This is a genomic window from Herbiconiux liukaitaii, from assembly GCF_041927495.1.
Classification (GTDB): domain Bacteria; phylum Actinomycetota; class Actinomycetes; order Actinomycetales; family Microbacteriaceae; genus Herbiconiux; species Herbiconiux liukaitaii.
Window position 1 is genome coordinate 680492 of the sequence record NZ_JBHFHG010000004.1, and the last position, 13799, is coordinate 694290.

At 72.7% G+C, this 13799-nt stretch carries 13 protein-coding genes; 7 read left to right on the plus strand and 6 right to left on the minus strand.

The window, feature by feature from the left end:
- Positions 1 to 294: 294 nt before the first annotated feature.
- Entirely contained in the window at positions 295 to 1119 is an 825-nt protein-coding gene (locus ACEXQC_RS10865; protein WP_374821633.1) for an energy-coupling factor transporter transmembrane component T family protein, read from the minus strand.
- A complete protein-coding gene (locus ACEXQC_RS10870) occupies positions 1116 to 3182 on the minus strand; it encodes an ABC transporter ATP-binding protein (protein WP_374821636.1) in 2067 nt (688 codons plus the stop codon). The genes ACEXQC_RS10865 and ACEXQC_RS10870 overlap by 4 nt, the downstream gene beginning before the upstream one ends.
- A 175-nt stretch (positions 3183 to 3357) precedes the next feature.
- Between ACEXQC_RS10870 and ACEXQC_RS10875 the strand changes: the two genes are divergently transcribed.
- Both ACEXQC_RS10875 and ACEXQC_RS10880 read left to right on the plus strand, forming a co-directional pair.
- A complete protein-coding gene (locus ACEXQC_RS10875) occupies positions 3358 to 4923 on the plus strand; it encodes a hypothetical protein (protein ID WP_374821639.1) in 1566 nt (521 codons plus the stop codon).
- 55 nt (positions 4924 to 4978) lie between these two features.
- Positions 4979 to 5524 carry an ECF transporter S component gene (locus ACEXQC_RS10880; RefSeq protein WP_374821642.1) on the plus strand — a complete coding sequence of 182 codons (546 nt, stop codon included), beginning with the start codon at positions 4979 to 4981 and terminating at the stop codon, positions 5522 to 5524.
- Between the two features lie 60 nt (positions 5525 to 5584).
- Here the strand turns inward: ACEXQC_RS10880 and ACEXQC_RS10885 are convergent, their stop codons facing one another.
- Both ACEXQC_RS10885 and ACEXQC_RS10890 read right to left on the minus strand, forming a co-directional pair.
- Positions 5585 to 5869 carry a DUF202 domain-containing protein gene (locus tag ACEXQC_RS10885; protein ID WP_374821645.1) on the minus strand — a complete coding sequence of 95 codons (285 nt, stop codon included), beginning with the start codon at positions 5867 to 5869 and terminating at the stop codon, positions 5585 to 5587.
- On the minus strand, positions 5866 to 6294 hold the full coding sequence (locus ACEXQC_RS10890) for a YidH family protein (protein ID WP_374821647.1): 429 nt from the start codon (positions 6292 to 6294) through the stop codon (positions 5866 to 5868). The genes ACEXQC_RS10885 and ACEXQC_RS10890 overlap by 4 nt, the downstream gene beginning before the upstream one ends.
- Positions 6295 to 6381: 87 nt before the next feature.
- Between ACEXQC_RS10890 and ACEXQC_RS10895 the strand changes: the two genes are divergently transcribed.
- On the plus strand, positions 6382 to 6522 hold the full coding sequence (locus tag ACEXQC_RS10895) for an LPXTG cell wall anchor domain-containing protein (protein ID WP_259529161.1): 141 nt from the start codon (positions 6382 to 6384) through the stop codon (positions 6520 to 6522).
- Positions 6523 to 6591: 69 nt separating this feature from the next.
- On the opposite strand, the gene ACEXQC_RS10900 is transcribed toward ACEXQC_RS10895, so the two are convergent.
- Positions 6592 to 7860, minus strand: coding sequence for an isochorismate synthase (locus ACEXQC_RS10900; protein WP_374821649.1), 1269 nt, complete (start codon positions 7858 to 7860; stop codon positions 6592 to 6594).
- Between the two features lie 135 nt (positions 7861 to 7995).
- Here ACEXQC_RS10900 and ACEXQC_RS10905 point away from each other — a divergent pair, with 135 nt between their 5' ends.
- From ACEXQC_RS10905 to ACEXQC_RS10915, 3 genes are read left to right on the plus strand one after another with little or no spacing between them, the layout of a single operon-like run.
- Positions 7996 to 8661: a class I SAM-dependent methyltransferase gene (locus ACEXQC_RS10905; RefSeq protein WP_374822061.1), complete on the plus strand. Its 666-nt coding sequence runs from the start codon at positions 7996 to 7998 to the stop codon at positions 8659 to 8661.
- A 10-nt stretch (positions 8662 to 8671) separates the two neighbouring features.
- Entirely contained in the window at positions 8672 to 9715 is a 1044-nt protein-coding gene (locus ACEXQC_RS10910; RefSeq protein WP_374821652.1) for a polyprenyl synthetase family protein, read from the plus strand.
- Positions 9716 to 9732: 17 nt separating this feature from the next.
- Positions 9733 to 11091, plus strand: coding sequence for an FAD-dependent oxidoreductase (locus ACEXQC_RS10915; RefSeq protein WP_374821655.1), 1359 nt, complete (start codon positions 9733 to 9735; stop codon positions 11089 to 11091).
- A 172-nt stretch (positions 11092 to 11263) separates the two neighbouring features.
- Here ACEXQC_RS10915 and ACEXQC_RS10920 read toward each other — a convergent pair whose 3' ends face one another.
- On the minus strand, positions 11264 to 12205 hold the full coding sequence (locus ACEXQC_RS10920) for a DMT family transporter (protein ID WP_374821658.1): 942 nt from the start codon (positions 12203 to 12205) through the stop codon (positions 11264 to 11266).
- Here ACEXQC_RS10920 and ACEXQC_RS10925 point away from each other — a divergent pair.
- Positions 12204 to 13691, plus strand: coding sequence for an aminotransferase-like domain-containing protein (locus tag ACEXQC_RS10925; RefSeq protein ID WP_374821661.1), 1488 nt, complete (start codon positions 12204 to 12206; stop codon positions 13689 to 13691). The two genes, ACEXQC_RS10920 and ACEXQC_RS10925, sit on opposite strands and share 2 nt — an antisense overlap.
- The last annotated feature ends 108 nt before the right edge of the window (positions 13692 to 13799 follow it).

Genomic DNA, 13799 nt, shown 5'->3' on the forward strand with positions numbered 1-13799 from the left:
GGCCCGCCACCCGCGCCGCACTTCCCCTACCGGCCCCGGGCCCACCCCGCCCACCCCGCCCCCCCCGGGCCCGCCATCCCACCTCCGCCCCGCCCCCCGGGCCCGCCATCCCACCTCCGCCCCGCCCCCCCCGGGCCCGCCATCCCACCACCTCCCCGCCGCACAGGGCCCATCCGACTCCCCCCTGCCGCATCGGGCCCACCCCACCCCACCCACCCCCGGTGAGTCGCGGCTAAGTGTCGCTATTCGGGCCGAAACGGCGGGTTTGGCGACACTTGGGCGCGACTCACGCCGTCAGGGGAGGAGGGGCGCGGTCGTGAGGACTGCGGCGGTCGCGAGCCAGAAGAGGAGCATGAACGCCCAGTCGCGGGTGCGGAAGGGCACGAGGTGCCGCTCGGTGCGGGTGGGGTGGGCGCCGAATGCGCGGGAGTCCATGGCGAGTGCCACCCGTTCGGCGTGCCGGATGCCCCCGGCCAGCAGCGGCACCACGTAGCCGAGCCAGCGGCGCACGGCCGAGAGGGGGCCGCGGCCCGGCGCCATCCCGCGCACCCGATGGGCCTGGCGGATGACCTCGAGCTCGTGCCCGAAGCGCGGCACGAAGCGGTAGGCGGCGAGGGCCGTGTAGCCCACGCGATACGGCACGTGCAGCTGCTGCACGAGCGCGCGCACGAGGTCGGGGCCCGTCGACGTGAGGCCGGCGAGCAGCGAGAGCACGAGGATGGCGATGAGCCGCAGCGAGGTCGCGGCACCCACTGCCAGCGCGCCGAGGTGCAGGCGGTAGTCGCCGAGCTGCAGGAGCACGGGGGTGTCGTCGACGCGGGAGGGGTCGGTCCAGACGCCGAAGCTCACGGAGAGCACCGCGGCGGCGAGGGGGAGCGCCACGAACAGGCCGAGCAGGGCACGGCCGCCGAGGTGGGCGCCCACGAGGAGCAGCGCGAGCGCGAGCACGATGAACGCGAGCGGCACAGCGATGTCCCGCGACACGACGAGCGCCACGATCGCCGGCAACGGCGCCGCCACCTTCGCCAGCGGGTTCAACCGATGCAGGAATCGCACGGCCCCGAAGTCCCCGGCCTCCGCATACGGATCCACCCGCCCCCGCCCCGCCTCCACGCTCACGACCCCACCCGCGGCTCGTGGCCGCCCGCCGTGGGAATCGCGGTCGCGGTGGCGGCGGGGGCCGGGGGGTCGAGGTCGGTGAGGCGGGTGAAGGGGTGCCACGCGGGGTCGGCGGCGGCGCGGAAGGCGCGCACGAGCGGGGGTGCCGCGAGGCCCGCGGCCTCGAGCGCGCCCGAGGCGAGCACCGCCGCCGTGCGGTCGAAGGCGGCGACGCGACCGCTCTCGAGCACCACCACGTGCGAGGCGTAGTCGGCCACGAGCTGCAGGTCGTGCGTGACCACGAGCACGGTCGTGCCCGCCGCGTTCAGGGCGCCGAGGATGTCGAGGAGCTCGGTGGCGCGGGAGCGATCCTGACCGAAGGTGGGCTCGTCGAGCGCGAGCACCGGCGCGCCCGCGATGAGCGCGGTGCCCACCGAGAGCCGCCGCTTCTGCCCACCGGAGAGGAGGAACGGATGCACGTCGCGGTGCTCGGCGAGACCGAAGCGGTCGAGCATCCGCGCGACCTGTTGTTCGATCTCGTCGACCCCCACCCGCTGCAGCTCGAGCCCGTGCGCGAGCTCCTCAGCCACGGTGCCGCGGATGAACTGGTGCTCCGGATTCTGGAACACGAACCCGATCGTCCGCGCGAGCACCCGCACGTCGACCCGCGCGGGGTCGATCCCGAGCACCTCCACGGTGCCTCGCGGCGGCCGCGCCACCCCGGCGATCGACTGCAGCAGCGTGGTCTTGCCCGCCCCGTTCGTGCCGACGATCGCCACGAACGCCCCCCGCCCCACCTCCAGATCGACCCCATGCAGGATGCGCGCGCCCCCCTTCTCCATACGAAGCCCCCGCACCACGACAGCCGCCGAGGGGGTGGTGGCGGCGATGGGCGCCGCGCCGGCGGGTGGTGGGGTGAGTCCACCGGCGGAGACGGCAGGTGCGGAGGCGGTGGGCGGGTTGGTGGCGGCGGGTGCCGCGTTGCCGGGCGGTGCGGTGGGTCCACCGTCGGAGACGGCAGGTGCGGAGGTGGCGGCGGGTGGGGCGGCAGCGCTGGTCGTGAGTCGTGCTGCCGGGCTGGAACCGGTGGTTGGTGGCGCGGCGGGACCGGCAATGGACGGGGCGGCGGGTTCGGTGGGGGCGGGGCCGGCGGCGGGTGGTGTGGCGGGGCCGGCGGTGGGGGCAGGTCGAGCGGCGGGGGCGGCGGTGGGGGTGCGGGGCGGGGGCGGGAGGGTGTCGAGGAGGGTGGTGAGGGCGGCGGGGGTGAGGGGGAGGTCGGGCACGGGGTGGCCGGCGGCTCGGAGGCGCTGGCCCGCCAGGAGGGCCGTGGGGAGCCAGACGCCCATGGCCGCGAGCTCGTCGGCGTGCTGTCGGAGCACCGACCCGGCGGGGCCGTCGAAGGCGGGGCGGCCCGAGCGGTCGATCACCACCACCCGGTCCACGAGCTCCAGGGCCGCATCGAGGTTGTGCTCCACGAGCACGAGCGCGTGCTCCCCCGTGCGCACGAGCCGCTCGAGCACGGCGTACACCTCGTCGATGCCCACCGGATCGAGGTTCGCGGTGGGCTCGTCGAGCACGATGAGCGGCGACCGCAGCGCGAGCGCGCACGCGATGGCGAGCCGCTGCCGCCCGCCGCCGGAGAGCCTGTCGGGGTTCTCGTCACGGCGCTCCCAGAGTCCCACCTGGCGCAGGGCCTCCTCGGCGCGTTCGAGCACCTCGGCCACGGGCACGAGCAGGTTCTCCGGCCCGAAGCACACCTCGTCGAGCAGGGTGCCGGTGACGATCTGGGCATCCGGATCCTGGAACACCATCGACACGCGCCGGCTCAGCTCGGCCACAGTCGAGGCCGCGGTGTCCAGTCCGTCGACCACCACGCTGCCCTCGAGCTCCGCGGGAACGGCGTGCGGCACGAGCCCGTTGAGGGCGAGCGCGAGCGTGGACTTGCCGCTCCCCGACGGCCCGAGCACGAGCACGACCTCGCCGGCACGCACATCGAACCCCACGCCGTCCGGTGTGAAGCGCTCGCTGCCGTCGTGCCGGATGCGCACGCCGCGTGCCCGCAGCAGCGGCTCATCGGGGGTCATGCCTCTAGCTTAGGTAACCCTCAGTAGCCCTCGTCGATGGCGCTCGTCGGGACGGATGGAGAACCCGCTCTGGGGTTTTCCAGGCGGATTTGTTAAGCTGGTGCAATCCCCCTAGTCGTGGCCTCGTCATCACCCGTGTGCGAGCCACCCCCGATCGACCCGAGAGCACTGACGTTTGACACATCCGGATCCGCGCGCTGACGGCCAGCCGCCTCGCGACCTGAACCCCGATCCGGCACCCCAGAACTCTCTCGACGACCAGCCCGTGCTCACGCGCCGCCAGCTGCGCGAACAGCGCCTCGCCGAGATCGCCGCCGCCGAGACGACCGCACTCCAGGCATCCGGTGCCGCCGCCCCGCTCACCCGCCGCCAGCTGCGCGAGCGCGAGCTCGCCCTGCGCGCCGAGGAGATCGCCGACCTCGAGATCGCCCCCGCCGGCTCCGCGCCGCTCGACCCCCACGTCGACCTCCCGCTCCCCCCGGCCCCCGACGCCGAGCCGACCGACGCAGCGCCGACAGACGTAGCGCCCGACGCCACCTCGCCCGCTGCCGCCGCGGACACTGCGCCCGCCGACGCCGAGTCTGCAGATGCAGCGCCCGCCCACGACGAGCCCGCTGTCGAGACAAACCGACAGTCCGCGGCGCGTGACGACGATGAGGATGACGACGTCGTCGAAGCTCTCGTCATCGCCGACGACGAGTCGACTCCCGTGTCACCCACCCCCGCAGCGTCAGCCTCCGCGAGCCGCCGCCGCGACCTGCGACCCTCCGCACCCGCGGTCGCCGAAGAGCCAGGCTTCCCCACCGACCTCATCGCCACCCGCAGCGAGGGCACCCGTCGCCGCCAGCCCGCCATCCGCAGCGCCGCATCTTCTCGCGCCGAGCGCACCGGCCCCGCCAGCCCCACGAGCAGCTCCAGCCCCGCCACCCGCCGATCCGGCCCCGCAGCCGCCCGCTCGAAGCGCCGCTCGTGGGCCAAGTCGGGCATCACCGCCGTCGCCATGGCCTTCGTGGTGGCCATGACGGCCGTCGTGGCCCTCCCCGCCACCGTCTCCGCCGATCCCGACGACGCGCTGGCCATGAACCTCAGCCTCTCCTCCGCGGCCCCCGCCACCCAGCAGCTCGTCACCGCCGCCGACGCCTCCACCGAGTTCGTCGACCGCGACGGCTACAGCGTCTCCGATGCGGGCGAGCTGCAGGCCGCCGGCTACTCCACGGCGCAGCTGCTCGTGGGCCGATCGCTCGCCCAGGAGCTCGTCGACGCCATGGACTCCGGCAAGCTCGTGGGCTCCGTGCCCGACCACCTCAAGGAGATCCGCTGGATCGCCCAGGGCGTCACGGTGCCCGACTGCGGTGTCGACTACCGCGTGCTCGAGATCATCGCCATCGCCGTGCGCAACTTCGACCAGGTCGGCGTGAGCGACATCAACCGCAAGTGCACGGGCCAGATCGAGGGCGCGGGCACCAACTCGTCGCACTACATCGATGGCGGCGGCCACGCTGTGGACTTCTACCTGCTCGACAACAAGAGCCTCAACGGGGCAGACCCCGGCACGCTCAAGATGATCAGCCTGCTCGACCCCGTGATGCCCGTCGGCTCCCGCGTGGGCCAGGCCGGCTGCCGCGCCTCGGCCGGCGTCACCGTGAACCTCACGAACTGGACCGAGTTCGACGACACCTGCACCCACATGCACGTCGACGTGCCGGTGACAGACGCCCCCCTGCTGCTCCCCGCCGAGTAGCCGCAGAGCCCACCCGACACCAGCGACCACCGACCAGCCGGGCAGCCGACCAGCCATGAAGAGCACCAGCACACGACTGCTGCTGAGCTGCGCGGCCATCGGTGTCGCGGGCGGCATGCTCTTCATCGCGAACGCCTACATCGGCAACGTCGTGATCGCCGTGCTCCCCATGCTCTACGGCCTCACCCTCGGCGTGTACTTCCTGCCCGGTGTCATCGCGCAGCGGCTGTTCCGCCGCGCGGGCGTGGGGCTCCTGGTCGCCACGCTCTCCGGCCTCGTGTCGGCGGCCTTCCAGCCGCTCGGGTTCGTGGCCGTGCCGATCGCGGTGGGCATCGGCCTGGCCTCGGAGGTGCCGTTCCTCGTCTTCCGCTACCGGCGGTGGAGCACGGCGCAGTTCCTCGTGGGGTCCGTGCTCATCGGCGTGGTGCTGGCGTTCGGGATGTACCGGCTCGTGGGGTCGGAGGATCTGGATGCGGCGGGCGCCGCCCTGCTCGTGATCGGCTCGGTCGTGTCACCCGTGATCGCCACGGTGGTGGGCCTAGCGCTCGGCCGTGCGCTCGAGGCCACCGGCGTCGCGCGAGGCCTCGACCGCCCGCGCTGACGCACCCGGCCTGGTCCAGGGTCGGCCAAGTTCGGCCCGGATCGACCAGCGCCCGACCGGCTAGAACAGGATCAGCACGGCCAGCACGGCGCCGATCACCGCGGTGGCCATGATGAGCGCCGTGATCCGCACGAGCGGAGTCCACGCCGACCGCTGCTGCCGACGCCCCACGAACAGGGTCACGGCCGCGCCCACGGCGACGAGCCCGGCGAGCAGCGTGCCGATCAGGAACCCGCCGCGCAGGCACGCGAACGCCACCACGACCGCCACCATCGCGGTCGAGAGCGCGGTGCGCTGCCAGGCCAGCGCGGTGCGCTCGGGCTGCAGACCCGGATCCCGCGTCACAGGTCTCCCACGAGCTCGAACACGGCGTAGGCCGCGAGCACGAGGGCGAGCGCCACGACGCCGCCCACGAGCCACGGCAGCGCCGCCGGCGCGGGCAGCGAGCGCCCCTCGCGGAGGGCCCGTTCGGCTCGACGCCACGAGAAGAGAGCGGATGCGGCGAGGGCGCCACCCGACAGGCACGCCACGAGCGCCACGGCGTCGATGACCCACGGCAGGTCGGCGAGGGCCGCGAGGGTCGTGAGCGCGACGCCGCCGGCCACGAGCGCGAGCCCCGTGCGCACCCAGGCGAGGGCGGTGCGCTCGTTGGCGAGGCTGAACCGCACATCCGGATCCGACCCCACGCCGTACACCGACCGCGGCCGCCTGTCGTCGGCCTGCCCACCGGATGCCTGCCCGCCGGTCGAGCCCTCGGGCGCATCGCTCATGGGGCCAGCCTAATCGGCGAGTCGAGGCGCCTCCGGTTAGAGTGAGCGGGAACGCCGTTCATCCGCACCATCCAGAGGGGCTCCACCGTGACTTTCGCATCAGAACTCGCCAGCACCGGCGCCAACGGCCAGATCGCGCTCATCATCGGCGGCATCGCGGTGGCCGTGCTGCTCGTGGGCGGCATCGTGCTCTTCGTGGCGCGCCGTCGCCGCTCCAACAACGGCTGACGAGATCAGCCCGGCTGAATGCAGCTCAGCCGAACGCAGCCTGGCTGAACGCAGCTCAGGCGACGCGGCTCAGCCGAACGCCTCGACGATGGGCCGGAACTTCATCTTCGTCTCGAGGTACTCCCGCTCGGCATCCGAGTCGGCCACGATGCCGCACCCGGCGTACGCCGTGATGTCGCCGTTCGCCTCAACCTGCGCCGAGCGCAGCGCCACAGCCCACTCGCCGTCGCCGTCGGCCCCCACCCAGCCCACCGGCCCGGCGTAGCGCCCGCGGTCGAAGGGCTCGAGTTCGTCGATCAGCGCGAGCGCCGCGTCACGAGGCGTTCCCGCCACGGCCGCCGTGGGGTGCAGGGCGGCGATGAGGTCGAGCGAGGTCGAGCCGTCGCTGAGCGTGCCCTCCACGTCACTCGCGAGGTGCCACAGGTTCGGCAGCTTGAGCGTGAACGGGATGTCGCTCGTGGTGAGATTGCGGCTGTGCGGGGCGAGGGCGTTCACCACGCTCGTCACCGCGTAGCCGTGCTCGTCGAGGTCCTTGGCCGAGGTGGCGAGCGCCACGGCCTTGTCGTGGTCGGCCTCCGCATCCGTGCCCCGCGAGGTGGTTCCCGCCAGCACGCGGGCGCTCACGCTGCCGTGCGAGACGCGCACGAGCGTCTCGGGGCTCGAGCCCAGGAAGCCGTCGACCGCGTAGGTCCAGCAGTCGGGGTAGCCGAGGGCGAGGTCGAAGAGCGGGCGGCGGAGGTCGGACCCGGCCGGCAGGTGCCCCACGAGGTCGCGGGCGAGCACCACCTTGGCGAGCTCCTGCCGCTCGATGTGCTGCACCGCGTCGTCGACGGCCGTGCGGAACGCCTCTGCGCTCATCGCCCCAGGCAGCAGCGAGATGCGGTACTCGGAACCGAGCGCCCGCGGCGAGGGCAGCGCAGGAGACGCACCAGATGAGACGGGAGCCGTCTCCGCACCCTCCACGCTGAACGTCGTCACCCAGTACCGCCCATCGCGCTTGCCGAGCAGCAGCCGGGGCACGATGAGCACGCTCACGGCCGACGACGCATCCGCGAAGGCGAAGCTCCCGAACGCCACGAGGCCCGTGCCCGGCACCTTGAGCGGGTCACTCACCACGGCCTTCTCGGCCACCGTCTTCCACGCGGCGCACGCGTCGAGCATGCGCGAGGGGCCGCTGAACTCGAGTCGCAGCGCCTCGCCGACTCCGGCGATGCCCTGCCCCTTGCGCATCCAGATGAGCGGATGCTCGGGATCGATGAGAGGGAGGAGCAGCTTGAGCTGGTCGACCGGCCTGGTCTCGACCCTGATGACGGGGACATGACCTGCTGTAGCGCTCACGGTTTCAGCTTACGCCCGCCTCTCACCCCCTCCGCCGGCCGTCAGAAGGCTCCGACGCGACTGTCAGCCAACTGAACGTAAACTGGGACAGTGACTAAGGCTGACCTCACCAAGCGACCCGAGCAGGTGTCCGCCATGTTCGACCAGGTGGCAGCCGGCTACGACCGCACCAACAACGTCCTCTCCGTCGGCAACGCCGTGCTGTGGCGCGTCGCCACCACACGTGCCGTCGCCCCTCGCCCCGGCGAGAAGATCCTCGACCTCGCCGCCGGCACGGGCACCTCGAGCGCCTCGCTCGCCCAGAGCGGCGCGCACGTCGTGGCCGCCGACTTCTCGCCCGGCATGATCGAGGTCGGGCGCCGCCAGCAGGCCGCCGTGCCCAACATCGAGTTCGTGGTGGCCGACGGCATGCACCTGCCGTTCGCCGACGCCGAGTTCGACGCCGTCACCATCTCGTTCGGTCTGCGCAACATCGCCGATCCGAAGGTCGCGCTCGCCGAGCTCTACCGAGTGACCAAGCCGGGTGGCCGCATCGTCATCTGCGAGTTTTCGCGGCCCATCAAGCCGCTCCGCTCCGCCTACTTCTGGTACCTGCGCCGCGTCATGCCGGCCCTCGCGCGTGCCGTCTCGTCGAACGACGCGGCCTACGACTACCTCTTCGAGTCGATCGCCTCGTGGCCCGATCAGAAGACCCTCGCGGGCTGGTTGCGCGAGGCGGGCTTCCGCTCGGTGCGCTACCGCGACCTCAGCGCCGGCATCGTGGCGCTGCACAAGGGCGTCAAGCCCGCCGCGGAAAAGTAGGCTTGACCTCGTGACCCCCAGTCTGCGCCGCACCAATGCGCTCTCGCTCGCCGACCGCCTGTTCTCCACGGGCGAGGATCGGCGCACCGCGCGGCTCATCGAGGAGAGCATCGCCACCCTCGAGGCGCGGCTGGCCGAGGAGACCAAGTTCTCCGGTGGCCTCGTCGATGTGGTGTCGCGCTACCTGCTCGAGGCCGGCGGCAAGCGCGTGCGCCCCGTGCTCGCCTTCCTCACGGCCCAGCTCGGCGACGGCGTGAACCCCGACGTCATCACGGCGGCCACCTCCATCGAGCTCACCCACCTCGCCTCGCTCTACCACGACGACGTCATGGACGAGGCGGATCAGCGCCGCGGTGTTCCCAGCGCCCAGATGGTGTGGGGCAACTCGGTCGCCATCCTCGCCGGAGACCTGCTCTTCGCGAGGGCCAGCGCCCTGCTCGCCATACTCGGGGAGCGGGCCATCCGTCTGCAGGCCGACACTTTCGAGCGCCTGTGCCTCGGCCAGCTCAAGGAGACCATCGGCCCCGGCGCGGGCGACGACCCCGTGGAGCACTACCTCGACGTGCTGGCCGACAAGACCGGATCGCTCATCGCGGCCTCGGCCCAGCTCGGCGTCATCTTCGGTGGCGGCGACGCCCGTTTCGAGCAGCCCGTGCGCGAGTTCGGTGAGAAGGTGGGCATCGCCTTCCAGCTCGTCGACGACGTGATCGACATCGCACCGAGCGACGCGGAGTCGGGCAAGACGCCGGGCACCGACATCCGCGCGGGCGTGGCCACCCTCCCCGTGCTGTTCCTCCGGCAGGCCGCCGAGACCGACCCGGCGGCTGTCGCGTTGCTCGAGAAGCTCACCCCCGAGGCGCTCGACGCCGCGGGCGAGGGCGGATCGGCCGAGACCATCCGCGAGCTCCGCGAGCACGCCGTCACGCGGCGCACGGTCGACGAGGCCCGCCGGTACGCCCACGAGGCCATCGCCGCGCTCGCGCCGCTGCCCGAGGGCACCGTGAAGAAGACCCTGACCCGTTTCGCCGAGACCGTGGTGGAACGCACCAACTGAACAAAGGAACCTCACCCGTGACCAAGCTCCGTTTGGCCATCGTCGGAGCCGGCCCCGCCGGCATCTACGCCGCAGACCTCCTCGTGAAGGCGGAGCGGCAGTTCGACGTCTCGATCGACCTCTTCGAGCAGCTGCCCGCCCCCTACGGCCTCGTGCGCTACGGCGTCGCGCCCGACCACCCGCGCATCAAGGGCATCGTGACCGCTCTGCGCGAGGTGCTCGACTCCGGCGTCATCCGCTTCTTCGGCAACGTGCGCTACGGCGTCGACATCACGCTCGACGACCTCAAGAAGCACTACAACGCCGTCATCTTCTCCACCGGCGCCATCCGCGACGCCTCGCTCGACGTGCCCGGCATCGACCTCGAGGGCTCCTACGGGGCCGCCGATTTCGTGAGCTGGTTCGACGGGCATCCGGATGTGCCGCGCACGTGGCCGCTCGAGGCCCAGTCGGTCGCGGTGATCGGAAACGGCAACGTGGCGCTCGACGTGTCGCGCATCCTCGCCAAGCACGCCGACGACCTGCTGTCGACCGAGATCCCCGCCAACGTCTACGAGGGGCTCAAGGCCTCGCCCGTCACCGACGTGCACGTGTTCGGGCGTCGGGGGCCGGCGCAGGTCAAGTTCACGCCGCTCGAGCTGCGCGAGCTCGGCGAGATGAACGACGTCGACATGATCGTGCACGACGAGGACTTCGAGCTCGACGAGGCCTCGAAGGCCGCGATCGCGTCGAACAAGCAGGTGTTCGTGATCAACAAGGTGCTCAACCAGTGGCGTGAGCGGCCCGTCGGTTCGGCGTCGAGGCGCCTGCACCTGCACTTCTGGGCGAAGCCGCTCGAGATCGTGGGCGACGAGGCGGGGCGGGTGGCCGCCATCCGCTTCGAGCGCACCGAGCCCGACGGCGCGGGCGGCGTGCGGGGCACGGGCGAGATCCGCGAGATCCCGATCCAGGCGCTCTACCGTGCGGTCGGCTATTTCGGGTCGCCGCTCGACGGCATCCCGTTCGACGAGCAGCATGGCGTCATCCCGAACCACGAGGGTCAGGTGCTCGACGACTCCAACGACATCATCCCCGGGGTCTACGCCACCGGGTGGATCAAGCGCGGGCCCGTCGGCCTCATCGGGCACACCAAGTCGGATGCGATGGAGACCCTCTCGCATCTCGTGCGCGACCAGGGCAACTGGTGGACCCCGGCCGAGCCGTCGGAAGACGCAGTGCCCGCGCTGCTCGAGTCGCGCGGCGTGCAGTACACCGACCTCGAGGGCTGGCACAAGCTCGACCAGCACGAGCTCGCCCTGGGCGAGGCCGATGCCCACACCCGCGTGCGCGTGAAGGTGGTCCCGCGCGAGGACATGATTGGTATTTCGCGCGCCTGAGGGTGCGCTCATTTCCGCGCCGCCGCCTCTGCGGCGCGGGCGATGTGTTCGGGCGCCGTCGCTTCGCGGCGGCGTCCTCACCTTGTGGCTGGGTGGGTGCGGCCTGTTGCGTTCGCTCGGCCCACTTCTGTTGTGGTGAAGGCAGGCGGGGTCGGGTGGGGCGGGCTTTGGGTCAGCTGACCCGGGAGCGTATGGCTAGGGCTGCGCAGGCTATGACTGCGAGGGCTCCTAGGAGGGTGAGTGGGGTGAGGGGCTCTGCCAGGAGGAGGGCTGCCCAGGCGAGGGTGAGCACCGGCTGGAGGAGCTGCATCTGGCTGACCGTGGCGATGGGGCCGATGGCGAGACCTCGGTACCAGGCGAAGAAGCCGAGGAACATGCTGATCACTGCCACGTAGGCGAACGACAGCCAGGCGCCCGGCGAGATGCTGGCCGGGTCGAGCGGATGCGCGGAGAGCGAGACCGCGCTCAGCACCACCATCACGGGAGCCGCCGCCACGAGCGCCCAGCAGATGGTCTGCCACGAGCCGATCTCGCGCGAGAGCAGCCCGCCCTCGGCGTAGCCCGTTGCAGCGGCGACCACCGCGCCGAGCAGCAGCAGATCCGAGAGGTGCAGCCCGCCGAGGCCGCCTCCCGAGAGCACCGTGAAGCCGATCACGGCGGCCGCCCCCGCGAGCGAGGCCACCCAGAACAGGCGGCTCGGCCGCTCCCGACCGCGCAGCACGGCCACCGCTGCGGTGGCGGCGGGCAGCAGCCCGATCACCACGGCGCCGTGCGAGGCCGGCGAGGTCTGCAACGCGAACGACGTGAGGAACGGGAAGCCCACCACCACGCCCGCCGCCACCACGAGCAGCCGCGGCCAGAGCGCCCGGGCCGGCAGCCGCGTGCGGGTGACGAGCAGCACCACGGCGGCGAGCCCCGCCGCCACCACGGCCCGCCCCGCGCCCACGAGCAGCGGATCGAACTCCGCCACAGCGATCCGCGTGAACGGCAGCGTGAACGAGAACGCCAGCACCCCCACGAACCCCCACACGAGCCCAGGCGCCACCCGCCGCCGAGTCGACACCGCGGGTAGCGGTGCGGTGAGTGGGGGAGTAGCGCTACTGTGGGGGTTCATGGTCAACGATAGCAGTGCGGAGAGGATCGCGGCAGTGCTGCGCTCCGAGGTGGCGGCGGCGCGGGCGGGCACGCGGCTCGCGGCGACCCGCGCCCTCACCGAGCGCTTCGGCGCCAGCCCCGTCACGGTGCAGCAGGCCGTGCGGGCCCTCGTACGCGAGGGCCTCGTGGAGTCGCGCCCGGGAGCGGGCAACTTCGTGCGCCACGTGGCCCCGGTGCCGCGGGCCGACTTCGGCTGGCAGACCGCGGCCCTCGGCCCGGTGCGGAGCGACGGCGGCTACATCGGCTCCACGATGCAGACCCCCGGCCACGACCTGATCGCCCTGCACAGCGGCTACCCGAGCGACGACCTCCTGCCCGTGCGCGCCGTGCAGTCCGCACTCGCGAGGGCCGCCCGCTCGAGGTCGGCCGTCGACCGACCGCCCGCTGCGGGCCTCCCCGCCCTGCGCACCTGGTTCGCCCAGGAGATCGCCGAGGCGGCCCCGGCCGGCGGATCGCCCCCCGCCGCCTCCGACGTGCTCGTGATGCCGGGCGGCCAGAGCGCCCTCTCCTCCGTCTTCCGCGCCCTGGCCAGGCCGGGGGAGCCGATCCTCATGGAGTCCCCCGGCTACTGGGGTGCCATCGCCGCGGCTCGCCAAGCGGGCCTCGTGGTGGTCCCGCTGCCGCGAGCCGGCGGATCCGGAGCCGTCGACCCCCTCGTGCTCACCGAGGCCTTCGAGCGCACCCGCGCCCGCCTCTTCTACGCCATGCCGCACTTCGCCAACCCCACGGGCGGCACCTGGACCCCCGAGGAGTCCATGCGCCTGCTCGACGTGGTGCGCCAGAACGAGGCGTTCCTCGTGGAGGACGACTGGGCCCACGACTTCGCCCTCGACACCCCCGTGCGCCCCCTCGTGGCGCACGACGCCGACGGCCACGTGGTCTACGTGCGCTCGCTCACGAAGAGCGTCTCACCCGCCGTGCGCGTGGCGGCCGTGATCGCCCGCGGGCCGGCCGGCTCGCGCATCCAGACCGACCGCGTGGTCGACGGTCTCTACGTGAGCGGTGTGCTGCAGGCGGCAGCGCTCGACGTGGTGACCGCCCCGGGCTGGGCGGCGCACGGCCGACGGATGCGCGAGCAGCTGAGAGGGCGGCGGGATGCGCTCGCGGCACTCGTGGAGGAGCACCTGCCCGGCACCCTCACCGCCGTGCCGGCGGGCGGCCTCAACCTCTGGCTGCGCCTGCCGGAGGGCGCAGACGCCGACCGCTTCACCGCCGAGGCGGCCCGCCGCGGAGTGCTCGTCTCGCCCGGCGCGGAGTGGTTCCCCGCAGAGCCCACGGGCCCGTTCGTGCGGCTGAACTACTCAGGGCCCGACCCCTCGCGGTTCGCCGAGGCGGCCCGCATCCTCGCCGGGTGCCTCCCCAGAGGATCAACAGCACGCGGATCAACAGCACGCGGATCAACAGCACACGGATCAACAGCAGGCGGGTCAACAGCGGCCGGGTGAACAGCAGGGTGAATAACGCACCCCCGGCCGGGCGGGCTCCGAACCGCTTCCTACGCTGAAGCTCGACTCCGGCGGCGATCGGAGCAGCCCTCAGCGCTCACACGGCGC

Bases quoted from the DNA above. Each gene is read 5' to 3' on its own strand.
- ACEXQC_RS10870 (WP_374821636.1), bottom strand. From the start codon at position 3,182: ATGACCCCCGATGAGCCGCTGCTGCGGGCACGCGGCGTGCGCATCCGG.
- ACEXQC_RS10880 (WP_374821642.1), top strand. From the start codon at position 4,979: ATGAAGAGCACCAGCACACGACTGCTGCTGAGCTGCGCGGCCATCGGT.
- ACEXQC_RS10890 (WP_374821647.1), bottom strand. From the start codon at position 6,294: ATGAGCGATGCGCCCGAGGGCTCGACCGGCGGGCAGGCATCCGGTGGG.
- ACEXQC_RS10905 (WP_374822061.1), top strand. From the start codon at position 7,996: ATGTTCGACCAGGTGGCAGCCGGCTACGACCGCACCAACAACGTCCTC.
- ACEXQC_RS10925 (WP_374821661.1), top strand. From the start codon at position 12,204: ATGGTCAACGATAGCAGTGCGGAGAGGATCGCGGCAGTGCTGCGCTCC.
- ACEXQC_RS10920 (WP_374821658.1), bottom strand. From the start codon at position 12,205: ATGAACCCCCACAGTAGCGCTACTCCCCCACTCACCGCACCGCTACCC.